The organism is Candidatus Salinivivens marinus (assembly GCF_965655845.1).
Lineage (GTDB): Bacteria > Pseudomonadota > Alphaproteobacteria > Rhodobacterales > Rhodobacteraceae > Salinivivens > Salinivivens marinus.
Genome location: NZ_CBFHHX010000004.1, coordinates 90,569 through 117,100, shown reverse-complemented (window position 1 = coordinate 117,100; position 26,532 = coordinate 90,569). Strand labels below are relative to the sequence as shown.

26 protein-coding genes are annotated in these 26,532 nt (G+C 40.7%); 12 read left to right on the top strand and 14 right to left on the bottom strand.

The window, feature by feature from the left end:
• The first annotated feature begins 8 nt into the window (after positions 1 to 8).
• The 5 genes from ACTF5Q_RS05295 (at position 9) to ACTF5Q_RS05275 (ending at position 6,906) form a co-directional block, all read left to right on the top strand.
• Entirely contained in the window at positions 9 to 644 is a 636-nt protein-coding gene (locus tag ACTF5Q_RS05295; RefSeq protein WP_438953617.1) for a glutathione S-transferase family protein, read from the top strand.
• A gap of 10 nt (positions 645 to 654) precedes the next feature.
• Entirely contained in the window at positions 655 to 1,866 is a 1,212-nt protein-coding gene (locus tag ACTF5Q_RS05290) for an acetyl-CoA C-acetyltransferase (RefSeq protein WP_438953616.1), read from the top strand.
• Between the two features lie 8 nt (positions 1,867 to 1,874).
• On the top strand, positions 1,875 to 4,070 hold the full coding sequence (locus ACTF5Q_RS05285; protein ID WP_438953615.1) for a 3-hydroxyacyl-CoA dehydrogenase NAD-binding domain-containing protein: 2,196 nt from the start codon (positions 1,875 to 1,877) through the stop codon (positions 4,068 to 4,070).
• Between the two features lie 135 nt (positions 4,071 to 4,205).
• Positions 4,206 to 5,837: an AMP-binding protein gene (locus ACTF5Q_RS05280; RefSeq protein WP_438953614.1), complete on the top strand. Its 1,632-nt coding sequence runs from the start codon at positions 4,206 to 4,208 to the stop codon at positions 5,835 to 5,837.
• 49 nt (positions 5,838 to 5,886) lie between these two features.
• Complete coding sequence (locus ACTF5Q_RS05275; protein WP_438953613.1) at positions 5,887 to 6,906, top strand: hypothetical protein; 1,020 nt, start codon at positions 5,887 to 5,889, stop codon at positions 6,904 to 6,906.
• Positions 6,907 to 6,936: 30 nt separating this feature from the next.
• On the opposite strand, the gene upp is transcribed toward ACTF5Q_RS05275, so the two are convergent.
• The 5 genes from upp to cdd are packed head-to-tail and all read right to left on the bottom strand — an operon-like array spanning position 6,937 to position 11,465.
• On the bottom strand, positions 6,937 to 7,569 hold the full coding sequence (upp, locus tag ACTF5Q_RS05270) for a uracil phosphoribosyltransferase (protein ID WP_153691923.1): 633 nt from the start codon (positions 7,567 to 7,569) through the stop codon (positions 6,937 to 6,939).
• Positions 7,554 to 8,552, bottom strand: a complete 999-nt coding sequence (locus tag ACTF5Q_RS05265) for an adenosine deaminase (RefSeq protein ID WP_438953612.1) — start codon at positions 8,550 to 8,552, stop codon at positions 7,554 to 7,556. Before ACTF5Q_RS05265 ends, upp begins: the two co-directional genes overlap by 16 nt.
• Complete coding sequence (locus ACTF5Q_RS05260; protein ID WP_438953611.1) at positions 8,549 to 9,763, bottom strand: phosphopentomutase; 1,215 nt, start codon at positions 9,761 to 9,763, stop codon at positions 8,549 to 8,551. Before ACTF5Q_RS05260 ends, ACTF5Q_RS05265 begins: the two co-directional genes overlap by 4 nt.
• Positions 9,763 to 11,079 carry a thymidine phosphorylase gene (locus ACTF5Q_RS05255; RefSeq protein WP_438953610.1) on the bottom strand — a complete coding sequence of 439 codons (1,317 nt, stop codon included), beginning with the start codon at positions 11,077 to 11,079 and terminating at the stop codon, positions 9,763 to 9,765. Before ACTF5Q_RS05255 ends, ACTF5Q_RS05260 begins: the two co-directional genes overlap by 1 nt.
• Positions 11,076 to 11,465, bottom strand: a complete 390-nt coding sequence (gene cdd, locus ACTF5Q_RS05250; RefSeq protein WP_154038477.1) for a cytidine deaminase — start codon at positions 11,463 to 11,465, stop codon at positions 11,076 to 11,078. The genes ACTF5Q_RS05255 and cdd overlap by 4 nt, the downstream gene beginning before the upstream one ends.
• A gap of 304 nt (positions 11,466 to 11,769) precedes the next feature.
• Between cdd and ACTF5Q_RS05245 the strand changes: the two genes are divergently transcribed.
• Positions 11,770 to 12,450 (top strand): NUDIX hydrolase, encoded by a 681-nt coding sequence (locus tag ACTF5Q_RS05245; protein WP_438953609.1) that lies wholly within the window; start codon positions 11,770 to 11,772, stop codon positions 12,448 to 12,450.
• Between the two features lies 1 nt (position 12,451).
• Here the strand turns inward: ACTF5Q_RS05245 and ACTF5Q_RS05240 are convergent, their stop codons facing one another.
• The gene (locus ACTF5Q_RS05240; protein ID WP_438953608.1) at positions 12,452 to 13,348 is read right to left on the bottom strand and encodes an EamA family transporter; all 897 of its coding nucleotides are present in this window, start codon (positions 13,346 to 13,348) and stop codon (positions 12,452 to 12,454) included.
• 43 nt (positions 13,349 to 13,391) lie between these two features.
• Entirely contained in the window at positions 13,392 to 14,438 is a 1,047-nt protein-coding gene (locus tag ACTF5Q_RS05235) for an aldo/keto reductase (RefSeq protein ID WP_438953607.1), read from the bottom strand.
• A 101-nt stretch (positions 14,439 to 14,539) separates the two neighbouring features.
• On the opposite strand from ACTF5Q_RS05235, the gene ACTF5Q_RS05230 reads away from it, so the two are divergent.
• The 4 genes from ACTF5Q_RS05230 (at position 14,540) to ACTF5Q_RS05215 (ending at position 18,684) form a co-directional block, all read left to right on the top strand.
• Positions 14,540 to 15,136, top strand: a complete 597-nt coding sequence (locus tag ACTF5Q_RS05230) for an ImuA family protein (protein ID WP_438953606.1) — start codon at positions 14,540 to 14,542, stop codon at positions 15,134 to 15,136.
• A 62-nt stretch (positions 15,137 to 15,198) separates the two neighbouring features.
• Positions 15,199 to 16,425 (top strand): MFS transporter, encoded by a 1,227-nt coding sequence (locus ACTF5Q_RS05225; protein WP_438953605.1) that lies wholly within the window; start codon positions 15,199 to 15,201, stop codon positions 16,423 to 16,425.
• 114 nt (positions 16,426 to 16,539) lie between these two features.
• A complete protein-coding gene (metG, locus tag ACTF5Q_RS05220) occupies positions 16,540 to 18,249 on the top strand; it encodes a methionine--tRNA ligase (RefSeq protein ID WP_438953604.1) in 1,710 nt (569 codons plus the stop codon).
• Positions 18,250 to 18,318: 69 nt separating this feature from the next.
• Positions 18,319 to 18,684 (top strand): thermonuclease family protein, encoded by a 366-nt coding sequence (locus ACTF5Q_RS05215; protein ID WP_438953603.1) that lies wholly within the window; start codon positions 18,319 to 18,321, stop codon positions 18,682 to 18,684.
• 26 nt (positions 18,685 to 18,710) lie between these two features.
• Here the strand turns inward: ACTF5Q_RS05215 and ACTF5Q_RS05210 are convergent, their stop codons facing one another.
• The 4 genes from ACTF5Q_RS05210 to ACTF5Q_RS05195 form a co-directional block, all read right to left on the bottom strand.
• Positions 18,711 to 20,108, bottom strand: coding sequence for a TRAP transporter large permease (locus ACTF5Q_RS05210; RefSeq protein WP_438953602.1), 1,398 nt, complete (start codon positions 20,106 to 20,108; stop codon positions 18,711 to 18,713).
• Positions 20,108 to 20,737: a TRAP transporter small permease subunit gene (locus ACTF5Q_RS05205; RefSeq protein ID WP_438953601.1), complete on the bottom strand. Its 630-nt coding sequence runs from the start codon at positions 20,735 to 20,737 to the stop codon at positions 20,108 to 20,110. The genes ACTF5Q_RS05210 and ACTF5Q_RS05205 overlap by 1 nt, the downstream gene beginning before the upstream one ends.
• A gap of 61 nt (positions 20,738 to 20,798) precedes the next feature.
• Positions 20,799 to 21,812, bottom strand: coding sequence for a C4-dicarboxylate TRAP transporter substrate-binding protein (locus ACTF5Q_RS05200; protein WP_438953600.1), 1,014 nt, complete (start codon positions 21,810 to 21,812; stop codon positions 20,799 to 20,801).
• A 236-nt stretch (positions 21,813 to 22,048) separates the two neighbouring features.
• A complete protein-coding gene (locus tag ACTF5Q_RS05195) occupies positions 22,049 to 22,840 on the bottom strand; it encodes a HalD/BesD family halogenase (protein WP_438953599.1) in 792 nt (263 codons plus the stop codon).
• Positions 22,841 to 23,103: 263 nt separating this feature from the next.
• Here ACTF5Q_RS05195 and ACTF5Q_RS05190 point away from each other — a divergent pair, with 263 nt between their 5' ends.
• Complete coding sequence (locus ACTF5Q_RS05190) at positions 23,104 to 24,111, top strand: Fe(3+) ABC transporter substrate-binding protein (protein ID WP_438953598.1); 1,008 nt, start codon at positions 23,104 to 23,106, stop codon at positions 24,109 to 24,111.
• 33 nt (positions 24,112 to 24,144) lie between these two features.
• Here the strand turns inward: ACTF5Q_RS05190 and cobS are convergent, their stop codons facing one another.
• Together cobS and ACTF5Q_RS05180 are read right to left on the bottom strand one after the other, a co-directional pair.
• A complete protein-coding gene (gene cobS / locus ACTF5Q_RS05185) occupies positions 24,145 to 24,918 on the bottom strand; it encodes an adenosylcobinamide-GDP ribazoletransferase (RefSeq protein ID WP_438953597.1) in 774 nt (257 codons plus the stop codon).
• A 42-nt stretch (positions 24,919 to 24,960) separates the two neighbouring features.
• Positions 24,961 to 25,539 (bottom strand): histidine phosphatase family protein, encoded by a 579-nt coding sequence (locus ACTF5Q_RS05180; RefSeq protein WP_438953596.1) that lies wholly within the window; start codon positions 25,537 to 25,539, stop codon positions 24,961 to 24,963.
• A 47-nt stretch (positions 25,540 to 25,586) separates the two neighbouring features.
• Here ACTF5Q_RS05180 and cobU point away from each other — a divergent pair, with 47 nt between their 5' ends.
• Positions 25,587 to 26,090 carry a bifunctional adenosylcobinamide kinase/adenosylcobinamide-phosphate guanylyltransferase gene (cobU, locus tag ACTF5Q_RS05175; protein WP_438953595.1) on the top strand — a complete coding sequence of 168 codons (504 nt, stop codon included), beginning with the start codon at positions 25,587 to 25,589 and terminating at the stop codon, positions 26,088 to 26,090.
• 80 nt (positions 26,091 to 26,170) lie between these two features.
• Here the strand turns inward: cobU and hemP are convergent, their stop codons facing one another.
• Entirely contained in the window at positions 26,171 to 26,356 is a 186-nt protein-coding gene (gene hemP, locus ACTF5Q_RS05170; RefSeq protein ID WP_438953594.1) for a hemin uptake protein HemP, read from the bottom strand.
• Between the last annotated feature and the right edge of the window lie 176 nt (positions 26,357 to 26,532).

The window sequence follows — 26,532 nt, the reverse complement described above, 5'->3', positions numbered from 1 at the left end:
GATACATTATGAAATTCCAACTACATTCATTTGGTGAAAGCGGGCATTCCTATAAAATTGCTCTGGCCCTTCATTTCGCAAAAGTCGACTGGCAGCAGATCTTCATCGACTTTTTTCGGGGTGAAGCAAGATCGGAAACTTATAAAAATGAAATAAATGCAATGGCTGAAGTTCCTGTTCTTGTACATGGTGATAAAAAAATTTCACAATCAGGCGCTATATTAGACTATCTGCATGGGAAAATAGGCATCTATTTTGGGGAAAATGAACAAGAACGTTCTGAAATTTTACGATGGGTATTATGGGACAATTCGAGATTATCAGGGAGCCTTGGACCTACTCGGTTTTTAATGAATTTTATTCCGAAAGACAAAAAACCCATCGAAGTAATTAGTTATCTTCAGAAGCGAAATAGTACTGCTCTTTCTATATTGGAAAGTCACCTCAGTATGCAAAATTGGATTGCAGCAGATCAGTTCAGCGCTGCCGATTTGTCCTGTTGTTCATATCTATTCTACCCAGAAGACTTTGGTTTTAATAGAAAATCTTATCCGAATATCGATCGCTGGTTATCAAACATTGAAACATACGAAAATTGGAAGCACCCTTACGACTTACTTGAGCGAGCATATCCACCGAAGTAAAGGATTTAATATGAAAGAAGTTTTTATTTATGATTCAGTCCGTACTCCTAGAGGCAGAGGACGGAAGGACGGCAGTCTACATGAAGTAACCGCTCTTGCCTTATCTACAACAGTTTTAAACAATATTAAAAAGCGAAATGAATTAGACGGACATTCTATTGAAGACGTAATATGGGGGAACGTTACTCAAATTGGAGAACAAGGGGCTTGTCTCGCAAGAACAGCAGTTTTGGCTTCTGAATTAGATGAAAACGTACCTGGCATTTCGATTAATAGATTTTGTGCTTCAGGATTAGAGGCAGTCAACCTCGCAGCCAATCAAATTCGAGGAGGAGCTGGAAATTGTTACATTGCTGGTGGTGTAGAAAGCATGAGCCGAGTTCCAATGAGTAGTGATGGCGGCGCTGTTGCTGTTGACCCAAGCTTTACCATGAATAATTATTTTGTACCGCAAGGGATTAGTGCTGATTTGATTGCCACAAAGCATGGTTTTTCTCGCGATCAAGCAGATGAATTAGCAGTAGAAAGTCAAAAAAGAGCAAGTATTGCCTGGAATGAAGATAGATTTTCTAAGTCAATTGTACCGGTAACTGACATCAATGGATTAACAATTCTTGAGCACGATGAATATATAAGAGCTGATACCGATATGCAAAAGCTCGGTGCATTAAAATCAGCATTTCAGGATATGGGAGAGACGATGCCCGGTTTCGACAAAGTGGCTTTAATGAAATATCCAGAGATAGATAAAATTAATCACATTCATCATGCCGGTAATAGTTCAGGCATAGTCGATGGAGCTGCAGGAATATTAATTGGTGATCAGGATTTTGGTACAGCTCGAGGATTGAAGCCAAGAGCTAAAATTCGGGCAACATGTAAAGTAGGTACTGAACCAACTATCATGCTAACTGGACCGGTCCCAGCCACGAACAAAATTCTCTCAGATAGCGGACTTAAAATCAGTGACATTGATCTTTTTGAAGTAAACGAAGCATTTGCCTCAATAGTTCTCATGTTTGAGCAGGCGTTTGACGTAAATCATGATAAAGTGAATGTGAACGGTGGATCAATCGCGATGGGACACCCACTCGGCGCCACTGGGGCAATGATTTTAGGAACACTATTAGACGAATTGGAACGTCAAGATAAAACAATAGGTCTCGCTACTCTATGCGTAGCATCCGGGATGGGTGCCGCAACAATTATTGAGCGAGTTTAAGGTATAAAATGGCAGATTTTACAATAAAGATAGACACAGATCAGATAGCTACCATTTTGTGGGATTGCCCCGAAAAGCCTTTTAATATCTTAAATTTCGAAGCTATTAAACTTTTGGATAGCCTAGTCGATGAAGTCCTATTAAATGATAATATAAGTGGCGCTATAATCACGAGTGCAAAACCTGATTTTGCTGCTGGAATGGACCTCAAAGTTTTAGCAGATTTAAAAAATTCAAATGGTGCCAATCCTACCCAAGGTTTGTTCGACGGGTTCATGCAAATGCATACAATTATGCGTAAAATCGAACGCGCAGGAATGGATCCCAAAACAAACAAAGGTGGAAAACCTATTGTAACAGTTCTTCCGGGAACCGCGCTCGGAATAGGCTTAGAAATTCCACTCTGCACTCATCGCATTTTTGCTGCAAATAATAATAAAGCGAAAATTGGGTTACCTGAAATTAAAGTGGGTATTTTCCCGGGAGCTGGAGGAACAACAAGGTTAGTTAGAAAATTAGGCATATTTGGAGCATCAGAGTTTCTGCTTGAAGGGAAAACTGTAGACCCAATCAAGGCAAAATCATCAGGAATTATCGATGAGGTTAGCGATACTCCCATGTCAGATGCAAAAGCTTGGGTTCTGTCGGCAAGTGATGCGGATATAGTTAAGCCATGGGATCAAAAAGGTTATAAACTACCTGGCGGCGCACCCTATTCCCCATCTGGCTTCATGACTTTTGTCGGCGCTTCTGCTATGGTTACTGGTAAAACCATGGGCGCTTATCCTGCACCGAAAGCCTTAATGAGTGCCGTTTATGAGGGCTCACTGGTTGCTTTTGATACTGCACTGAAGATTGAGGCGCGTTGGTTCACAAATATTGTTATGAACCCTTCTTCATCTGCTATGATTAGAAGCCTATTCATTAGTAAAGGAGCGCTAGAAAAGGGAGCTGTTCGACCAAAAGAAGTACCAGATCAGCGTGCAAAGACGGTTGGAGTGTTGGGCGCGGGAATGATGGGGGCCGGCATTGCCTTGGTAGCCGCTCAAGCCGGCATCGAAGTCGTGTTAGTTGATCGAAGCCAGGATGTTGCAGATAAGGGTAAGGCTTATTCCGAACAATATCTAAATGCCGGTATAAAACGTGGAAAAGTATCTGACAAAATTAAAGACGATATCCTCAACCGTATTTTAGCAACAGATGACTACACAAGACTTTCTAAGGCAGATTTAATTATCGAAGCAGTTTTTGAGGATACAAAGGTTAAATCTGATGTCACGAAGGCAGTTTTAGAAATAGTCCGGGAAGACTGTATATTTGCATCTAATACCTCAACACTTCCAATAAGCGAATTGGCGAAGGCGAGCAAATATCCTGAGAATTATATTGGGATACACTTTTTTAGCCCCGTCGAGAAAATGCTGCTCGTTGAAATCATCAAAGGGGAAAAAACTGGAAATAGAGCAGTTGCAAAAGCGTTGGACTTTGTTCGCCAGATCAAAAAGACTCCCATTGTTGTCAACGACTCCAGGTTTTTTTACGCTAATCGATGCATCATTCCTTACCTTAATGAAGGGCTCAGAATGATTACTGAAGGGATACCTCCGAGTATAATTGAAAGCGCGGCAAAGCAATTAGGATTTCCTCTAGGACCAATACAACTCGTGGATGAAACTTCCATTGAACTGGGTGCAAAAATTGCACGTGCTACTCGAGCGGCTATGGGAAAATCATATCCGAACGATCAAATTGACGAAATTTTGTTTTGGATGGAAGATAAGGGCCGTCTAGGAAGAAAAGCCAACGCTGGGTTTTTTAACTATAACGAAAATGGCAAAAGAGAAGGGTTTTGGACTGGTTTACAAGAAAAGTATCCTCTGTCAAAAACTACACCCAACCTCACAGAAGTGCAGCATAGACTTATGTTTATCCAAGCGCTAGAGGCCGTACGTGCATTGGAGGAAGGCGTTCTGATGGATATTCGAGAGGGAGATGTAGGTGCTGTTTTGGGATGGGGCTTTGCTCCTTGGTCAGGCGGGCCGTTAAGTTGGCTAGATATCCTAGGAACCCCATACGCTGCAGAACGCAGTCAGGAATTATGCAAAACTTATGGACCAAGGTTTGACTGCCCGCCTCTTCTAGCTGATATGGGAAAAAATAATGAGGCCTTCTATGAGCGATTTTCGCCTGAAAAATTAGACTAGACTTTTTAAAAGTCAAAAAGCCAATTCTAAAAATAAAAAATGTTACCCACTAATCTTAGTTGAGTTGCAAAAGCTATTAAATTTAGCTTTATTATGGTACGAGCGTGTGAACAAACAATTAGAGGCTGAACCGATATGGGCTGGATGAAAGACGAAACAGGACTAGAGAAAACTCAAGCGAATTTTGTTCCGTTAACTCCACTTTCTCACTTACAAAGAGCAGCAAAAGTATTCCCGACTAGCACAGCAGTTGTATACAATAATCATCGAGTAAATTATGCTGAATATTATGCTCGCTGTAGCCAACTAGCGTCGGCACTAATCGACGTTGGTGTAAAACCTGGCAGCGTTGTAGCGACTATTTTGCCAAATGTTCCTGCACAAGCTGAGGCTCATTTTGGTGTACCAGCATGTGGCGCTGTTTTAAACACGATAAACACTCGTTTAGACGTGGATACTGTTTCCTACATTTTTAACCATGGAGAAGCTAAAGTTGTTTTGGTTGACACCCAATTTTTACCACTAGCAGAGAGTGCATGTGCTAAAGTAGACGGAAAACCTCCTTTAATTATAGAGGTTCCAGACCCTAGTGCAGGATTTCAAAGCAGTGGGAAATACGTAACCTATGAGCAATTTTTGTCATCTGGAGATAAACAATTTAAATGGTTGATGCCACAGGATGAGTGGGAAAGCCTGGCATTAAATTATACATCAGGAACGACGGGACGACCAAAGGGAGTGGTCTACCATCATCGCGGTGCCTATTTGATGACCATGGGAACTGTTGTTTCATGGAGAATGCAAATATTCCCAGTCTTTTTGACAATAGTGCCACTTTTTCATTGTAACGGTTGGAACCATACATGGCTCATGCCAATGGTTGGAGGTAAACTAGTATGCTGCAGGGAAATCTCAGCAGCAGCAATTTATAGTGCTATTTCGCAGGAAAAAGTCGCATTTTTTGGTGGAGCTCCTATTGTCCTTAATTTGATTGTGAATGCAGACCAAAAAGAAAGAAAGCATTTTGACCACAAAGTTGAAGTTTTCACAGCGGGTGCTCCACCCGCACCTGCGACATTGGACAAGATGGAGAAATTAGGATTCAATGTTACTCAGGTCTACGGCCTAACTGAAACATATGGGCACGTTACAGAATGTTTATGGCAAGATAATGACTGGGCCACTGTTACAGATGAGGAACGGGCAACTATAAAGGCTCGGCAAGGCATTGCTATGCCGATGATGGAAGATATCACCGTTATGGATGATGAAATGAAACAAATTCCGATGGACAGCACCACACAGGGCGAAATAATGATCCGAGGTAACTCAGTTATGAAAGGGTACTACAAGAATGAGGAGGCGACGAATGTAGCTTTTTCAGGAGGCTATTTTCACTCAGGAGACATAGCGATCCAGCACCCAAATACATATATCCAAATAGCCGATCGTGCGAAAGATATAATTATTTCTGGTGGCGAAAATATTAGTTCGGTTGAGGTTGAAGGCGTGCTTATGGCACATGAGACCGTATCGCTGTGTGCAGTTGTCGCAATGCCGGACGATAAGTGGGGAGAAGTACCGTGTGCTTTTGTGGAGCTACTGCCTAATGCTGTAACAAACGAACGTGAATTGATTGATTTCTCACGCACGAAAATAGCTGGATTTAAATGTCCTAAGAAAATTGTTTTTCAAGAATTACCGAAGACATCGACCGGCAAGATACAAAAATTTGAACTCCGAAAAGTCGCTAAGGATTTAACGTAGCGATTAGTTTAGATAATTGCGCTAACCCAAGTCTAAAAAGTAGATAAAGATGACTGCCTTAACCCAGTATCAAAGATTGGAAGCAACGGGGATTTGGCGCAAGAGTGCTGAGGCTCAAAGGATTGATGTAATAATATCAATTGGTGAGTCATCGTTAGTCATCACTGATATAAATGAAAAACCACTCACTCACTGGTCCCTTGCCGCACTGGCTGTAAAACAGTCTAAAGATGGGCATAAGCTATATCATCCAGATGGGGATCCCAGTGAAACACTTGAGTTGGGGAATAATGAAAATGAAATGGCAGAAGCGATCGAAAAATTAATGAAAGTGGTGAGTCGTAGGCGACCAAAGCCAGGTCGGCTGCGTATCTATAGCTTAGCATCAATTTTACTTATAATTTCGGGGTTAAGTATTTTTTGGCTTCCCACTGCTCTGCGCGATTATACCCAAAAAATAATTCCAGAGGTTAGAGAACAGGAAATTGGCGAAGCTGTGTTGAATGAATTTATTTCATTTGTTGGAGCACCGTGCTCAAGAGAACTTGGGAAAATGGCATTAGATAAATTTGTCTCAAACTTAGGCTTTTTAGAATACACCTTTTACATAGTGCCGAGTGAAACTATTGATGTACTACACCTTCCAGGAAAAATAATTGTAGTTTCAAAAGCTCTTGTAGAAGACTTTGATGACCCTGATGTGTTGGCAGGTTATGTGTTGGCCCAGATACAAAGGGAAGCAAAAAGTAATGCTTTGGACGAGCTCATGAAGCAAATGAGCAATATGGAAATAATTCAGTTTCTGTTCGGGAAAAGTCCCGATGCCAAGACCCTTAGAGGCTTTTCGAAAGATTGGATCACAAAAAAGAAAGAGAGTTTAGACTTAGAGAGCCTAATGAAGGAGTTCAATAATAGAGAAATTTCTTCCCTGCCATACTCATACGCCAAAGATGTTACAGGCCAAACCACGCAATTTTTGATAAATAGTGAGAAAACATCGGAAAAAGCTAGAAAACCAAGTTTGGACGATAGTTCTTGGCTTGCTTTACAAACTATTTGCGGTGGCTAACCACCGACACTCATGGCAAAGAAATAATATTTACTTCGTCCCGAACATACGGTCCCCAGCATCACCCAGTCCAGGCACAATGTAACCATTTTCATTTAATTTTTCATCTACCGCGGCCGTTACAATCGGAACATCAGGATGCGCCTCTCTCATTCGCTCAACACCCTCAGGTGCAGCAAGCAAGCATAAAAACCTTATATCCCTAGCTCCCGCGTCTTTCAAACGCTGAATTGCAGCTGCAGATGAATTTCCAGTTGCAAGCATTGGATCTACCGCAATGACTACTCGGTCCTCTATGCCATCTGGAACCTTAAAATAGTACTCGACCGGCTGCAATGTTTTCTCATCTCTGTAGAGACCAACAAAACCAACGCGGGCAGACGGGATCAATTCCAACACACCATCCAAAAGGCCATTTCCTGCCCTAAGAATTGATACTAGAGCCAGCTTTTTACCTGCCATCACAGGTGCATCCATCGGAACAAGTGGTGTGTCAATCTTTTTTAAACGTGTGGGTAGTTCGCGAGTCACCTCATAGGCCAAAAACTGGCTTATTTCGCGTAATAACTGTCTGAATAATGCAGTCGGAGTCTCTTTTTCTCGCATCAAAGTAAGCTTATGCTGGACTAATGGATGATCAACAATAATTAGGTTTTGGTCCATTCAGAATTTATCCTCTCGAGTAATATTAATTTTTGCTTCTCATCACAAAAAGCGGCGTGAATTGCATTTTGATTTATAACTTTAAAGATGTCTTCATCCCAATCAAAAACATCTTTAAGATTATTATATTCTGTTGTCATGGTTGTATTAAAGAAGGGTGGGTCATCAGTAGATACTGTCACTGAGACACCGCTTTTTAATAGTGAATCAATGGGATGCAGTGAGAGCTTTTCAAATATACCAAGAAATACATTTGAACCAGGGCAAACTTCCAATGTTATTTCTTTATCGATAGCTTCCCTTATTAAATTCTTATCATTAATTATTTGAACGCCATGGCCCAAACGGGTAACGCTGAGATCCTGGATCGCCTGTCTCACGCTCTCAGCTCCTCCCCATTCACCTGCGTGTGTCGTTAATCCTAGCCCAGCCTCCTCAGCCATATCAAAAGAGAATTTAAAATCTGCTTGGCTACCGACTAGTTCATCACCCCCCATGCCAAAACCTACAACAAAGATGGAAGCTGTCTCTGCTGCACAAATCGCAGCTTTTTTGGCTAGGGCTGGACCATTATGTCTAATGCAAGTTACAATACCTCGCATTTCTATCCCTTGATCTTTTTTTGCAATATCCGCAGCACTCTCTATCGCCGCTAAATATTCCTTCCATGCAGTTAAATCTCCTCCACCACAAAAATCTGGTGAAATAAAAACTTCTGTATAAATTACACCATTTTCTGCCGACTTTTCTAATATTGACAAAGTAAGACGATGAAAATCTTCTGGTTCTTTTAATACCTGACACGCAGCTTCATAAGTAGATAAGAATTCATTAAAATTTGAAAAACTATAATCGCCGTCAGCATTGAAAATACCAGATAGATCAACGTTCTTTTCCGCCGCAAGTTGCTGGATGAAACTAGGCGGCGCTGCACCCTCATGATGCAAATGGAGCTCGATTTTCGGCAATTTTCTCATATTCATAAGAGACTCTTTCCGGGACCAATTGTAGGTAAACTCATATAATTAGCAACTGTTGCAGCAACATCCACGAAATTCACTTTTTTATTTTTATTGGGAGAAGCGCCTACCATGAGAATAGGAACATTTTCCCTAGTGTGTTCAGAACCGCTCCAGGTTGGATCATTTCCATGGTCAGCAGTTAGAACTAAAAAATCATCTTTCCTTAATTTACTAATTATTTTTGAAATTTCGGTATCAAACCACTCTAAAGCTTTTGCATAACCGGAGATATCACGTCTGTGGCCGTACAAGGTATCAAACTCTACAAAATTACCAAAAATAAAACTATCATCAGATCCAGTTTCAATTTCTGATTCCAGCGCTTGCATTAATTGAACATCCTCACCCTTTATAAGGCGATCGAAACCACGCATTGAAAAAATATCCCCTATTTTTCCCAAGGCTAATGTCGCAATCCCATCTTCTTGCATCCATTCACTTAGTATTTTTTTTGGAGGCGCCATAGCAAAATCACGCCGGTTGATGGTTCGTGACCATCCAGACTTATTGTTGCCAATAAAAGGACGAGCAATCACTCTGCCCACGTTCATTTTATGAAGATATGGTGCCAGTAAGTGACATAAATCATATAAGCGAGATAAACCAAAATACTCTTCATGGGCTGCAATCTGAAAAACACTGTCAGCCGACGTATAACAAATTGGGTTACCAGACTGGCAGTGCTCCTCACCAAGTTCATTCAGTATTTCTGTTCCAGATGCATGACAATTGCCCAGAATGCCTTCAAGTTTCCCAAGGTCACAAATGAGGTTCACTAATTCTGTGTCAAACGCCTTATCAGTATCTGGAAAATAGTGCCAATCACAATCCAGTGGTACACCAGCTAACTCCCAATGACCTGTTATAGTATCTTTTCCCATCGATACCGGGGCCGCGACCGCATATGCTGCTCCTTTTTCAACGATTGGAATGTTTGGGGCTGTATCTCCAGTTGATAAAGAAATCGCATTTCCCAGACCTAAAGATTGTAAAGTTGGAACCCTCAAGGGACCAGTTCGACCTTCACTTGCAATGCCAGACTCGCATGCTTTTGCAATATTGAGAATAGTATTTGAGCCTGAGTCACTTATAGAGCCATTAAAATATTTATCCGAGTCGATGGCCCCTCCAACCCCCACAGAATCCATTACAAGAAGTATAGCTCTGGGCATTAAATTACTCGCTTCAAAACTAACTCTGCTTCTTTCGGAGGGGTATCGCTCACTTTCATTGCTCCTAAAACTTGTATTTTTGCTGACTCCGCATGATCAATACGCGCGGCGTGAATTTTAAGAATTGGCGTTCCCTTTGACAATTTCGTCCCAACACTAACGATATCACTAAATCCAACGGCATGATCAACTTTGTCCGTTTCGACGAGTCGCCCACCACCAAGTTTAACAACGATATTTCCCAAGAATTGCCCATCCCATCCTACTAAATATCCTGACGCAGAGGCACAAACTTCAATAACCGCAGTGGATTCGGGAAGGTACCTGCCAAAATCATTACCAAAATTGCTGGGACCGCCCATTAATGCAATCATTTCACTAAATTTTTCCATAGCAGCGCCATTATTGATTTGTCTCTCTAATTCGACCGACGCTTCTTCTGTATTTTTAAATATTTTTTGAGCTGTGAGGATCTCGGCGCCAAGCGACACCGTTATAGACCGCAATCTTCCTCCCTTATCTCCAGACATAACGCGGACTGCTTCAACAATTTCAAGGGCATTGCCCATTGCAGGAGCTAGAGGTTGGTTCATGTCAGTTATAAGTCCAGTTGTCGGACAGCCCGCCTCATTCGCCGTTTTAACCAAAGCCTGCGCAAGTTTAGTAGCCTGGTTTAAGTCTGTCATAAATGCTCCAGACCCACATTTAATATCCAAAACTAAACCATCTAATCCCGAAGCAAGTTTCTTTGATAAAATAGAGGCTGTAATAAGGTCTAAGCTATCAACAGTTGATGTAACGTCTCTTACTGCATAAAGCCGCTTATCCGCTGGGGCAATGTCTTGACTGGCTCCTGCGATTACACAACCACAATTCTCGATAATTTGGACGAGTCTTTTGTCGGAGAGCATAACCTTCACACCTGGGATTGACTCAAGCTTATCTAAAGTACCACCTGTATGTCCTAAACCTCTTCCAGAAATCATTGGAACACAAACACCGACTGATGCAAGAAGTGGAGCTAGAACAAGTGAAACACAGTCGCCAATCCCTCCAGTTGAATGCTTGTCCAAAACCGGTAATCCAACGTCCCAAGATAAAGTTTTACCGCTATCCCGCATTGCTAAAGTCCAGTGAGTTCGAGATTTCTGGCTACCCAAACTGTTTAATGCAACAGACATTGCAAAGGCTCCTGCCTGTGCATCAGTAACCGTACCATTTGCTAACCCTCTCGCAAACCAGACTAATTCATCCTTCGTTAACGAGACCTTATTTCTTACTTTTGATAGTAATGATTGAGCAGTGAAGTTTTTCATATCTCAGTAAAAAAGTCATTGCTGAATGAACCGGGTAAAAGGTCCCTTACCGAAGTGGTCTTTTCCTTTCCACTTATTGTGGCCATTGTTACGGGAACATCTGGCTTAGAAAATTCTGCCAGTTTTTGGCGACAGCCACCACATGGGGGAACGGGTTCTTTGCAATCAGCTATTACATAAACCTCTGCTATTTCCCTTTGACCAGTAGCACACATCGCTGCAATAGCTGCTGCTTCCGCACATGTCCCTTCCGGATATGCAGCATTTTCGACATTAACTCCTGAAAATATTGATCCATCAATAGTTTTAATTGCCACTCCAACCTTAAACTTCGAATATGGAGCGTAAGCATTTGACCAAACACTCCTTGCTATATCTTTCAGCATAAAACTACCCCCATAAGCCGGCACGTATAACCTTTATCGACTTTATAAGATTTGACAAGAAAGCTTTGTGGAAACAGCATATATACGAAAGTAATAAAATTAGTTTAATATTAAACTATATTTATAGAAATTAATTCCCACGGCTTATTTTCTTTGCAAAATAAAATATTATGGGGTGTGGCTTCATCAAAAGTTGTTTCTCCGATTAATTACGTCGCGTGGTAGTTTGATTGGACATATTGAGGGTTTTAAATAACTTTTATAGTGTCTGTTATCGTCTTGTTGCAAAAGATTGCGTTTAAAAATGGTTAAAAATTTAAAAATTAAAGACGCGGCCTCTGTAATATTAATCCGCAATAGTAAATCAAGTCCATCTGTTCTTATGGGACAGAGGGGCAAAAATGCTAGCTTTATGCCTAACAAATTTGTCTTTCCAGGAGGAGCCGTTGAAAAAAATGACTTTCAGGTAAATTCTTTCAAACAACTAAACCCTAAATGTAGTGCCAGGATGGCTTATCAGTGTAACGAGGGTTTAGTTTTTGCACTTAGTGTTGCAGCAATTCGAGAGCTTTTTGAGGAAACAGGAATTATAGTAGGTCATAAAAAAGAATGGACTGGGGTAGTTCCGCCAGAATGGAAGCCGTTTGCAAACTTAGGGTTTGTCCCCGATGCATCTAACTTCAAATTTGTATTCCGAGCAATTACTCCACCTGGACGCCCACGACGCTTCGACGCTCGATTTTTGTATCTTGATGCAGATACCCTTTCCGAAGAAACCAATCTAGATGATTTTTCGAGCGCTTCCAACGAACTGACTCATTTACAGTGGATACCCATTAAAGAAGTAAGGAAATTTGATTTGCCGTTTATTACAGAAGTTGTATTTGCCGAGGTAATTTCAAATTTAAGTAAGAATATGGATATCGAAAGAGTACCATTTTTTCAAAATTGTGACGGTATGAGTGAATTTTCTTACATTAGCTAACTTAAGATAATGCAATCACTGCTAGAACGCTTAGCATAATTGTAAAAATACCAACTAGTTCCCTAAAGGTTATCTTCTCTTTGAATAAAACGGTACTGGCTAGAATTGAAAATAGTAATTCTATTTGACCTACGGCTTTTACCAAAGCTGCATTTACTAGCGAAAACGCCCAGAACCAAAAGAACGAACCTACTAAAGAGGTAAGCCCAACCCAAACTGCAATATTGCGTGCTTTCCAAACAACAATCAGCTCACGGCGATTAAAAATTAGCAGCCATCCGCCCATAATAATTACTTGAAACACTAAGACACATGTTAAGGTCAAAATTGCTCTATTAATTGAATTTTCATCTAATACAGAAAGGGTAGAAGCACGATAATATACACCAGAAATTGCAAATAAAAAACCTGACAGAAGACCCAGCAGAACGGACCGGTTGAATATCCCATACTTAAAAAAGCTTGTTTGATAGGCCTCTTTTGACAGAAGAATTAATCCTACAAATCCAACACAAATCGCATAAAACGCAGTAGTTGATACTTTTTCGCCCAGCACGATAAATGAAACCAGGGCAATTTGCAGAGTTTCTGTTTTTTTGAAAGCCATGCCAACTGCAAAGTTGCGTTGCTTAAAAAGTGCTATTACGCAAAGTGTGGCAAATATTTGAGAAATTCCCCCAATCACACAAAAAATAAAAAAATTCTTATTTACGGTTGGATAGCCAAAATAACCAAACCATATTGGGGCGATAACCAAGAGGACTGGAGCAGAATATATAAATCTTGAAAAGGTTGCTCCATCGACACCCAGCCCTGTATCACTTAAAAATTTTTGGAGAACAAACCGTAGCGTTTGGAAAATCGCGGCACCAAGTGAGAGAAGGACCCATATTTCCATTATCTACAATTACCAATATTCAATTTTTCAGAATACCAAATATCTAGTACGGCATTGGATTAAGTTTGTGAGTTTCATTTATCAGATCTAAACATTCATCATTTAAATCAATGTCTAATGATTCTAAAATGACTGGCAACTGATCGACTGACGTTGCTCCAAAAATGGAAGAGCACATAAATGGTCTCGTCCTGCACCAAGCTAATGCAAGATGTATAGGTTGAATTCCAAACTTTTCTGCTATGCTCAAGTATGACCTAACTGCGACTTCTGATCTAGTATTGTCTCTTCCACTTAAATCATTATTTATTAACTTCCGTGAATTTTTTGGTACGTTGCCGTCCAAATATTTACCTGTTAACAGACCAGCTGCTAAGGGCGAAAAAGCCATTAGACCAACTCCCTCGTTAACGCTTAATTCAGCTAAATCAGTATCGTATAATCTGCATAATAACGAGTATTCATTTTGGATAGTCGCGACTCTGGGTAAATTATGTTGCTCTGACAGTTTTAACCAATTAGCAGTTCCCCAGGCGCTTTCATTTGACAAGCCAAAATGTCTGATATTTCCTTTTTTTACTTGATCTTGAAGGGTAACGAGGCATTCATACATATTTTCTAATGTGCTTTTTTTGTCTTGCTTAGATGGATCATATTTCCAGTTTTGGCGAAACATATATGAGCCTCGATTTGGCCAGTGGAACTGATATAAATCAATATAGTCAGTTTTAAGCCTTTTGAGACTACCTTCTACGGCATCCTGAATGGTGTCTTTGGTGATTGGCGCACCATTTCTAACATGCGAGAGACCTTTTCCCGAATGTTTAGTGGCTAATATAAAATTTGACCTCTGGCTCTTGTTTGCGGATATCCATCGACCAATTATTTCTTCAGAGCGCCCAACGGTTTCAGCCGAAATTGGATTTACTGGATACATTTCAGCCGTATCGATGAAATTTATATTATTTGATAAGCATAAATCAATTTGCTGGTGAGCATCAGCTTCAGATGTTTGTGTGCCATAAGTCATGGTACCTAAACATAATTCAGAAACTTTTAACCCCGTTTGCCCTAAATCAAACATCCTCATAATGATTTCTCCCGGTAAGTATCAAATTTAAGTCCTAGACAAAATATTGTTAAACACAAGAAACTATTTGAGAACAAAACAAGAACATGATATTTTTGCTTATGAACCTGAGTCTTTTGATAAACGGCAGCACAACAAGCCAACCTAAAATTCCATTTTATGAAAATATAGGACTGGAACATGGACGCGTACATGAATGCTATGGGCCAGCTAAATTATTTTTTCCATTCCTCTTAGCTCAAAGGTGCAAAGGCCCGATATTATGGATTTGTCCTTCATACTCTAAGCATACGATTAACCCAAATGGAGTCTCAAAGTGGGTTAACCCACATCGATTTATATTTATTAATTCACCATCTTTTAAGAACACACTGTGGTGCATAGAAGAAAGTCTCAGAATTGGCACACCACCACTAATCATAGCAGAGCTAGAACAGATCCCCACCCTCACACAAATTAGGCGTATGCACTTGGCAGCTAAAAGTTGTAAATCAACAAAGGTTGCCCCATTGCCATTGATACTAACACCAAAGGATGGAGGTGCATTAGGTGTTGAAACACGCTGGTGTATTAGATCTAATCATACAAACACACCATATCAATGGAAAATAGATTTGACGCGCGCACGCTTAGTGCCAGAGAAAAAATTCTTACTAACAGAAATTAAAAACCAACTTGAAATATCATTAGCTCCATGAAAAGAACGGATATATAACGTTCTGCATCGCCCTCACAAAAGAAGACAACGAAAAATGAGTTAATGAGACTAATTATTTCTTTTGCCGCTCTTTATCTCTCTGTTGTTCTGCTACAGCTTTCAAACGGTGGCGTTGGTCCGTTGGATGCACTTTCCGGACTAAAGTTGAACTTTACCACCGACCAAATTGGCTTGTTAGGTTCTGCTCATTTTATTGGCTTTTTCATAGGATGCTGGTGGGCGCCCCGTCTAATGGGTAATGTTGGCCACTCGAGAGCATTTGCGGCCTTCACTGCGACCGGCGCAATCGCACTGTTAGCACACATGATAATAATAGATCCCTATGCATGGGCTATAATGCGGATAGGGTCTGGGTTCTGTGTTGCAGGTTGTTACACAATAATAGAATCGTGGCTTCAATCAAAAGTAACAAACGAAACTCGCGGAAGAACTATGGGTAGCTACAGGGTTGTAGACATGGGAGCATCCTTAATGTCTCAGTTGATAATAGGAATTTTAGAACCCGCTAGCTACGTATCTTATAACCTTCTCGCATTATTATGTTGCGCGACATTAATACCTTTGACCCTAACTAGGGTAGCCCAGCCAGAAACACCTCAGGCTCCAAGACTTAGGCCCATGCTGGCAATTAGCCGATCACCGCTCGCTGCAGTTGGTGTGGTAGTCGCTGCCCTGTCTGGAGCCTCCTTTCGAATGACAGGTCCTATTTTTGGTCAACAGGTAGGACTTGAGATTACTGCTATTGCCTACTTTTTAGCGTCCTTTGTTCTCGGCGGAGCAATTGCTCAATACCCGATTGGATATATCGCAGACAAAATAGACCGCCGTTGGGTACTTATTTGGCTATCATTTGCTGCGATAATAAGTTGCGCCGTAACTGCCAATATTACGACAACTAATATTTACACTCTTATGATTACAGCTGGCCTATTCGGGTTTACCACGTTTCCTATCTTTTCGGTGGCGGCTGCTCATGCTCATGACTTTGCTAATGATTATGAGCGAGTTGAGCTTTCGGCAGCCCTAATGTTCTTTTACGCGGTAGGCGCAATTGCAGCACCCTACACAGCCTCCGTCCTGATGGGTACATTTGGACCTGCAGCTTTATTTTACTTAATAGCTGTAGGACATTTAGGTTTAGTTATTTTTGGGTTTTACAGAATGCTCTCAAGACCATCTGTGGAGGAAAAAACGGACTATATTTATTCACCGCGGACATCATTTTTAATCGGCAGACTCTTGAAATCGACTAATAAAGATAAAAAATAGTGTTCCATTAACCCAAAAAATTGATGCAAGGTCATTTACGATAAAGTTAATTAGCTATGTCCCTTCCAAATTTCATCGACATAAGCTAAACGGTTGTAAAACAACAGGCTTACTATGCAGCGGCACCTTATAACTTCAGCAATACCCTATATTAATGGCGTAAAGCATCTTGGAAATCTAATTGGCAGCCAGCTTCCCGCTGATTTATATGCTAGGTATCAGCGAGGACGCGGTAATGAAGTCTTATTTCTATGTGCAACAGATGAACATGGAACCCCTGCAGAGCTGGCAGCAGCTAAGGCTAACCAAGACATATCAGAATATTGTGAGGAAATGCACGCAGTTCAAGCGCAATTAGCAGATGGATTCCGCCTTTCTTTCGATCACTTCGGAAGGTCTTCAAGCCTAGAAAACCATAAGTTAACTCAGCACTTCGCGGGTCAATTAGAAGCAGCAGGTTTAATTAAAGAAGTTATAGAAACGCAAATTTATTCTCATGTTGACAGAAGATACTTACCAGACCGTTATATCGAGGGAACCTGCCCTGCGTGTGGATTTGAAGATGCTAGAGGCGATCAATGTGACAGTTGCACGAAGCAGTTAGATCCTACAGATCTTATAAACCCGCGCTCCTCAATCTCGGGGGCAACAGAACTGGAGCAACGAGAAACTAAGCATTTGTATCTTTGCCAATCCAATATGAAAGATAACTTGGAAAACTGGATTGACAGTAAGACGGATTGGCCCGTTCTCACAACATCTATTGCGAAGAAATGGCTAAATGATGGTGATGGGTTGCAGGATCGTGGAATTACAAGAGACCTAGACTGGGGCATTCCCGTTAAAAAAGGTAACAGTCCTTGGCCTGGAATGGAAGACAAGGTATTTTATGTCTGGTTTGATGCTCCAATTGAGTACATCGCATGTGCGCAGGAATGGGTGAATGCGGGTAAAGGGAACAACTGGGAAAAGTGGTGGCGCACTGATAAAGGTGCTGATGACGTTGTCTATACCCAATTCATGGGAAAAGATAACGTACCTTTTCATACTCTTTCTTTCCCTGCCACTATTTTGGGCTCAGGAGAACCTTGGAAGCTAGTAGACTATATAAAATCCTTTAACTATTTAAATTATGACGGCGGTCAATTTTCCACTTCGAGAGGGCGAGGTGTTTTCATGGACGATGCTCTCCACATTCTTCCAGCGGATTATTGGCGCTGGTGGCTGCTGAGCCATGCTCCTGAAAGTTCTGACTCTGAATTTACATGGGATAATTTTCAAAGTAGCGTAAACAAAGATCTGGCAGATGTTCTAGGCAATTTTGTAAGCAGAGTAACCAAATTTTGCCGGTCTAAATTTGGTGAAGAAATACCAGCCGGTGGAGACTATGGTCAGGCCGAAAATAGTCTGATTGATAGCTTAGCAAGCCAAGTAAAAAGTTACGAAAAATATATGGAAAAAATAGAAATTCGCAAAGCTGCATCTGAGCTTCGCGCAATCTGGGCTTTAGGAAACGAATATTTGCAATCATCGGCACCATGGTCTGTATATAAAGAGGATGAAGGCAAAGCCGCTGCGCAAATTAGACTAGCGCTTAACTTAATTCGAATTTATGCGATTTTATCTCAACCGTTTATTCCGACTACATCAGAAAAACTTATGTTGGCAATGGACTGTAATGACTGGAGCTGGCCCGAAAAAGTACTTGAGGCCGCCAATACTTTGATCGCAGGTTCTAAATTTACAGTTCCAGAGGTGTTATTCCAAAAAATAAGTGATGAGGAGTGTGAAAACTGGCGCTCTCAATTTTCGGGGACTCGCTGAGAAGGAGATTAAATTATCTTATTTTGTGCCCTCGGCAGGTATAATTCTATTATTAGGGTCTTCAGCTTTATGATCTTAATATTACTGATAATTTCTACTTTTATTCCGCAAGCAAAAGCTCTCGAATATTCCGTGCTTACCGGCATAATCTCCCACGTCAGAGACGGCGATACGATTGAGGTGGGGAATATCCCTGTCCGTATAGCGGCATTAGACTGCCCCGAAAATGATACAGCAGAAGGCCAGCGTGCTTCTAAATTTGCCTCGCAATTTAAGAATTCAAAGGTGATCTGTGAGTTAACTGGTGCAATGAGCTACAAAAGATTGGTGGGGTATTGTCGGATCAAGGAAACAGATTTTGCGACTACTATGATAAACAATACTAGCTGCAAAATATGGCCAAAATATGATGTATGGGGAAGGTATAGTGAATAGCCTACAACCAAAAAACTAATATGCTTTTAAGCGAGTGATGGAAGCCAAAGAACAATCGGAGGGAAAGCTATCAAAATAGCTATAGTAAAAGCATCAGCTATGAAAAAAGGTGTAACGCCTTTAAATACATCTTGAACACTTAAATCATCACGCACTCCAGCAACAACAAAGCAATTCAATCCAATTGGTGGGGTGATCAAACAAAATTCGGCCATTTTCACCACCAGAATTCCAAACCATATTGCACACATCGGCCCAGACATTCCAAAAGCACTATCAGTTACGGAAACGTACTCGCCACCATTTAAGGCCATTACCGCAGGATAAACTACAGGCAAGGTTAGTAGCAACATTCCAATAGCATCCATAAACATGCCAAGGATGGCGTAGCCGAGCAATATAAAGATTAGTATTAAAATTGGTGACATTTCCAAAGACGTAATCCACGTAGAAAATGCATCGGGCAACTCCGCAAAACCCAGAAATCTTACATATATCAATACACCCCATATTATGGTAAAAATCATTATGGTTAATTTTGCCGTTTCTAGCAAAGCCTCTTTAAGTTGCTTCAACCGCATTCCTCTGTACAAAGCCATTATAAAGACAATGAACGCTCCTATCGCCCCACCCTCCGTCGGTGTCCCCCAGGCGTCTCCAAATGGATTATAAACAAAGAAAATAATGATGATGACGACAGCTACAATTGGGAAGGCCGGAGGTAAACTTTCAATTCGTTCTTTCCAAGTAAAACCACTGACAGGAGGTCCAATATTTTTAAAAAAAACAGCCATCGACACAATTAAAGCACCATAGACAACAGCTGAAAATGCACCTGGAATAAACCCGGCTAGTAATAATTTTCCCACATCTTGTTCAACAATTATTGCATAAATAACAAGAATTGCAGACGGTGGAATTAATGAGGCCAGCGTACCGCCCGCAGCCACTACACCAGCCGCGAACTGCTTATTGTAACCTATTTTGAGCATTTCAGGGATGGCAATTCTAGCGAATACAGCAGCCGTTGCAACTGATGCTCCCGAAACAGCCGCGAAACCTGCAGTCGCAAAAACCGTTGATACCGCTAAGCCTCCCGGCACCCAGGCAATCCAACGCTTAGCCGCCTCAAACAGGGCAGTTGTCAATTTTGCATAGTAAGCCAAATAGCCAATCAGAATAAATACAGGGATCAAACTAAGTACTTGTGCACTTACTTTGGAGTGTGGGGTCAGCCCAGCAATTTTGACGCTGATTTGCAGTGCCTTCGCGAACCTATCTGGGTCATAATCAAACCCGTTCCAACGCAGCCAAACAAGTCCCAAAAAGCCTGCTAGACCAGCAGCAAAAGCTACTCGCATCCCTGCGAATACGAGAACCAGCATTCCGCCGCTCACCCATAGACCTATTGTAATATTTTCCATTACTTCGCTCTATCAATAGCGTCTGTTTCCAGCCTTGCCTGTTCCGTGGCGTTCAGCACAAGTGGTACAGCCGCCGGCTTCTCTAAACCTAAGAAAAGAGCGCGTGAATATCCAATTCCTTGCAATATAAGACGTAAAGCTAATACTGAAAAAGCAAACGGAACAACCAGTTTTGATGGCCAAATTGGTATCCCAATATCAATTGAGCTATCCCGACTGCAAAACGGGCGTGCGCAATCAAAAGATCGATCGAAGTGTAACCAAGCACCCCATGTAAGAGACGTAATCAATATAAATATTAATATCACCGATATCAGTTCAAACATCCATAACGAACGTCCCTTTAACAATGATACGAAAAGATCCATTCGGATATGGCTACCGTCTCTTTGAACATAGGAAACACCCATGATTGCAATTATAGGCATAGCAGCTTCTATATAGTCGACATAACCCGCCAGCGGTGAATTAAAAAATTTTCGTCCGGTAACAGAATATGCTGCTAGAAACATAAGAGAAAATATTGCCAAGCCGCTGATTAAAGCACAAGCTCTCTCTATTTTTAGAAGGCCTAAATCTAAGCGACTCAATAGACTTGAGTCTTCAATTACAGATACTTGGCCACCCATAAATTGCTCCCAGAGCTAATCGGTTGGGCCGGTGTGAGCCAGCCCAACTTTAAGTTTGGAATTAATTTGAAGCTTTAGCTTTTGCTAAGGTGCTCATAACTAAATCGTAAAGCTCCTGTCCAGGAATACCTTGGGCCTCCATATCAGCGATCCAAGCATCCCGAATAGGGTCTGCCGCTTTTGCCCTGAACTCCTGTATAACAGAGTCACTTATCTCAACTTTTTTCACACCCTTTTCACTAAGAACAGTATCCCACTTAGCCAATAACTTGCCGTAGTTATCAAGGTAGTGATCAAGCGCTTCCTCAATAGATCCGTCAAGCGCTTCCCGATGATCAGCAGAAAGTCCTTCATACGCATCAATGTTAACTACAACCGGACAATTCACAGTTCCAGGATTTAGGTTTGCAGTCCACCAATCCGCTTGATTTATTGTTCCAAAAGACAGGTGTGCATGCTGAGCAAACGCAACTGTATCAACGACACCCGACTCCATAGCTTGATATGCTTCTGTAGCCGTAACCGATGTTGGAACTGCACCTACAGACTTAAATGCTTGGCCCAATCCACCAGTAGCGCGCACTCGCATGCCATTAAAATCCTCCAGCGTATCTCTCGGCTCACCAGTGCCAACGAGATTATACTGAGGCATGGGTGATGTCATAAGTAGTTTTGCATTCCACTGCGACATTTCTTCCGTCGCGGCAGGATGAGCGTAAACAGCGCTCGACACCGCAACTTCCTGTTCAAGCGTTTCAACACCCAAAAATGGAAGTTCTAACACCGTTACAACCCTATTTTTATCTCTGTGATAACCCGCACAAAATTGTGCCATTTCGAATGCGCCAATACTTATTCCATCCAAATTTTCTTTATTTTTTGACAACCCACCATAAGAAATATTCATAGTGAATTCCCCGCCAGTCTTTGCACTCACTAGCTCAGCTAACTTTTCAACATGCTCGGTAAAAGCTCTACGTTTACCCCAAACGGATACATTCCATTCTTCTGCAAAAGTTTCAGTAGCGAAACCAACAGATACTGCAATAAGGCTGACTTTCGTTAAAAGTTTCATTAGATACTCCCAATTTTCTCTATTTTATATAATTTCCTGTATCCGCCCTCAAAGCTAAAAATCTTGGACAACCTCAAAAATAAACGAGAGCTATAAAATTAGCCAAGAAAGCAAGTAACAAAAATTTCTATGATCATGTATAAATATTCTTTTTAAGCGCTCAGACAAGTATTTATAACATAAAGCATGATAATTGTTATCTAGAAATTTATTACTGATGTATTTTGCAGCAACTGCTAATTAAGGCGACCGTAAAAGGTTTTTCTTGCGCTTTCTGAAAGTGCTATCCCCGGCTGTGAATTATAAGCAAGGACAACAAGAATTCTGCCTTGCTCACCAATTGAAGGTGTCACTCGATGTATTGAATTACGACCACGAAAAAGTACTAATGTTCCAGGCTCCATAATTAAGGTCTCGGGTTTTACTGAACCGTTTAGCAACTCTGCTACACCCTCAAAGTTCATTTCGTTTTTTTCAGCATTGCGGAAATTTTTTATGTATTCAAATTTTCCACCCTCAAGAGGACTTTGTAATAGCAAAGTAATGGCAAACTCTGAGTTATCAAAGTGCCAATTTAACTCCTGACCTTCGCCCGCATAATGCACGTTGATCGATGAAAGTGGATCTTCGTATGGGTATAATTTTTTTTCACCGACTATTTTTGCTACAAAATTTTTAAACCCTGAGTAGTTGTATAGTTTTTTGAGTTTTGAATTGGATGGGATTTGATCCATACAAATACAACCCTTCGAAGACACCAATTGCTTATTAAACACATGGTCTGGTGGAAAACGAGTGTCTACGGGGGTTAAGTAAACATTGTGAGTTGAATTAGTGAAAAAAGCCTCAGATGCCGCAAGCTCAGCCTCAATAATCAATTCTTTCAGTGCTTTATTTTCCAGGAAATTTGGAAGAGCAAGTACGCCATTTATATCAAGTTTCCTTTTGTATTCTTTTATTAATTCTAAATCTAATAAATCGTATATCTTAGCATTTATAATGTTACTTAAGGTAGGTTTCGCGGCCATTTTGGCAGACCTCAATAGTTTTCATAAATATTATATCTTCGGCAAGAGCACATTGGAAAGCACTCATATTCTCTCTTTCGCGGACCAAACAATCATCCTCGTTTAACAAAGCACTTTAACGGCAAACTTATTCCAACGCACTACAAATATTTTAACTCACAAGGTCACAAATAATGAAGTCATAAATTTATTCTTGACTAATTTACTCAGATATATATAAATCCTGACAAATATTGTAAGTTAATTTTAAAAGGATACTCATTATGAAATATTTCCTCTCTCTTAAAATCCTAATGGCAATGCTTCTTGGCAGTAGTGTTTCTGCTTCAGAACTAAATATTTACTCATACCGCCAGCCATTTTTAATCGAACCACTTACAAGCGCATTTTCAGATCAAACAGGAATTAAAGTTAATATCGTTCACTTAAAGAAAGGAATGATTGAACGAATGAAGGCAGAAGGTAAACGGAGCCCTGCAGATATCGTTCTAACAGTAGATATTTCACGGCTTTCAGCCCTTGTAGATGCTGAACTAACGCAAAGCGTCGACAGCACGATACTTGATAGCAACATACCTGAAAAATACAGAGATCCAAATGGCCTTTGGTTTGGCTTAACCACACGCGCAAGAATAATATATGCAAGTAAAGAAAGAATAAAAAATGGTGAGGTCGAAACTTATGAACAATTAGCAGATCCTAAATTGAGAGGTAAGATCTGCACTCGCTCAGGCCTAAACGCCTACAACCTGGCCTTGACTTCAGCAATTCTCCATCATCATGGTGAAGAATTCGCTATAAATTGGTTGAACGGTTTGAAAGGTAATCTTGCCAGAAAACCTCAGGGGAATGATCGGGCTCAGGTTAAAGCCATATGGGCGGGTGAATGCGATATATCAATTGGGAACACTTACTATATGGGCAAAATGCTTGAAGATTCAGAACAAGCAGAATGGGCGAATAGCGTTAGAATAATATTCCCAAAATTCGAAAATGGAGGCACCCATGTCAATGTATCAGGCATAGGGATGGCAAAATTTTCTCCTAACCCAGAAAATGCTTTAAAGTTTATGGAGTTCTTGAGTTCTGAAAATGCACAGGAAATTTATGCGACTGCTAACTTTGAATACCCAATAGCTCCAGGTACGCAGGCTGATAAATTAGTCAAGAGTTGGGGCAGTTTCGAAGCAGATGACGTGAATCTAATGACAATTGCCAAATTACGTAAAAGAGCATTAGAGCTCACTGAAATTGTCGACTTTGACGGATAATTACAAAAATTTAATGACTTAGACATTACTCGTCTAAGTCATTAACAGTACCGCCAACAGAAAACAAAGTTCTGTTAAAAATGCGGTGGCCCCTAAAATGTCACCTGAAATACCACCAAGGTAGAATTTTGAACGAAAGCCACACCAAAGCGCAACAATAAAACTAAGAAATATAGCAATTACAATTTGTGATAGTGAGAAAATAAGGAAACACGGGAAAACCCAAATCAAAAGGCAGAAAAGTTGGCGAGCATCATTTCCAAGGAAAGAAACCGTTTCGGGACCAGCAAATTCTGATACTGGAAAAATTCTTCGGTTTATCATGATAAAACCTTTGCCAGCCGCCAAGCCTGCCCCCATCACCAGAAATAGCGAAAAGCCTTCTTCGACGAGGCTGTAAAGAACTAAAATCCTAATAATTATCGCTAAGCATAATGCAGATACGCCATATGTACCCAAGCGGCTATCGTGAATTATCGAACTTATTCTTTCACCATTACCGCCGGCTCCAAAACCATCAGCCATATCTGCCAGCCCATCTTCGTGATACGCGCCACTCAGGTAAACACATAAAGCGGTAGCAATCGTGCAACTAAGGAGTGCCGGTAGGTCTAAAAAAATCAAAATTTGCCCAATCCCACCGGACACGAAACCTAGTAACCACCCCGCTAGTGGGAAGGCCCAGCTAGCCCTCTTTAAGTCAGGCGGCTCATCTGAAAAATACGGCCAATAAATTTTAATTCTTGTAAATTGCATCAATACAGCAAAGAAATCCGCAATTATTTTATGTCGATAAAAACGTCTCAAAATAACTCTCAGAATTATATTCGTAACTCTTTCATTTCTATATTAGTTACAGTTCCTATTTAGGTAATTTATAACGAGACTATCAATCAAAAAAACAATTTCGGTTGCCGACAAATTGTCTACCTGAAAACTAAGTGCAGAGTTACCCACCAACCTAGAAATAACAGCTCGGATAGTTCCTGAATGGGCAACGACTACATTACAATCTTGCGTCGATGTTTGAGCCAATATCTTATCGATAGCAAAATTGACACGAACGGCCATGTCTGCAAAACTTTCGCCGTTGGGCGGATAAAAATCAAATAATTGATCTGTGCTCAACTTTCCGATATCCGGTATTTCTGAAAATATAGTACCCTCCCAATCACCAAAATCTTGCTCTCGAAATTCATCAATCTGATTGCAATTAATACCGGGAAACAAGCTCTCGCAAGTAGTCAAACACCTTTTTGCTGGACTCGTGTAGAGATTAAATTTTGGCGGCAAAAGGTTCAGGGTCGCTGCAATTTGCGCTTCATTCGGTGGATGAGCCTCAATATCTCTTGAACCATAAAAACGACCATCCAAAATTACTTCAGCATGCCGAACAAAAATAAATTTTTTCCCAATTATATTTGTCATGCCGTTTTCTGTTAAATCTTTTTATTTTTTATGCTTATTTAATTTTTATGACTATTTCATTTTATACAGGCGGCGCAAGGTCAGGCAAATCCTTATCAGCTGAAAAGCGAACATTATGCTATGGTTCCCAAGCTGTATATATTGCTACTAGCGAAATACTAGACGATGAGATGGCTCAAAGAATTGAGAACCATATCGAGAGACGGGGCAGCAATTGGCAAACCTTGGAAATCCCATTAGACTTGACGGGAGCAATTCATAGCTTAGATGGCGCCAAACCAGTTTTAATCGATTGCTTAACACTATGGCTTTCAAACCATCTACTTGCAAAAAGCGACTTAAACAAAGAGATTTGTAATTTTGCAGACGCGTTGGAAATTTCCAAGACAAATATTGTTATTGTAAGTAATGAAGTTGGATCCGGAATAGTTCCAGATAACAAACTTGCGAGGCAATTCCAAGATGCAGCAGGATTTATGAACCAAAAAGTTGCATCAGTATCCGATGAAGTATATTTTGTGGTAGCCGGAATCGAAACGAGAATTAAGTGAAGGCTATTTTGGATTTACTTGATAATGCTCAATTTGGAGCAAAAGACTTTTTAGGTACTGATAAAACATCCAAAACAAATTCACTTCGTAAGTATCAATTTGGCTGATTTGGTTATTCGTAAGGTGTAATGTTTATCAGCGAGAGTGATTGTAGCCAATTTTCCGCCCTTTGTTAAATCTAATGCAACGTGCTTCGGAATACCTTCTTTTTTTTCTCTGTCAGACTTAAGTTCTTGCACAACCTTAATATCCATAATTTCCCTCATTCTCTATCCAAAATTTGGTTTATTATTCACTTCAAGCAAAATTATATGATGAGACAATTAATCAGCAATTTTGTAATTAGCCTGGACTAAATGTAATTTTTTAACTTCTGCCATCTCACTAGTTCACTTCACCAAATTTTTCATTCAATACGTAAACTAGCTTGCAAAGTCTCATG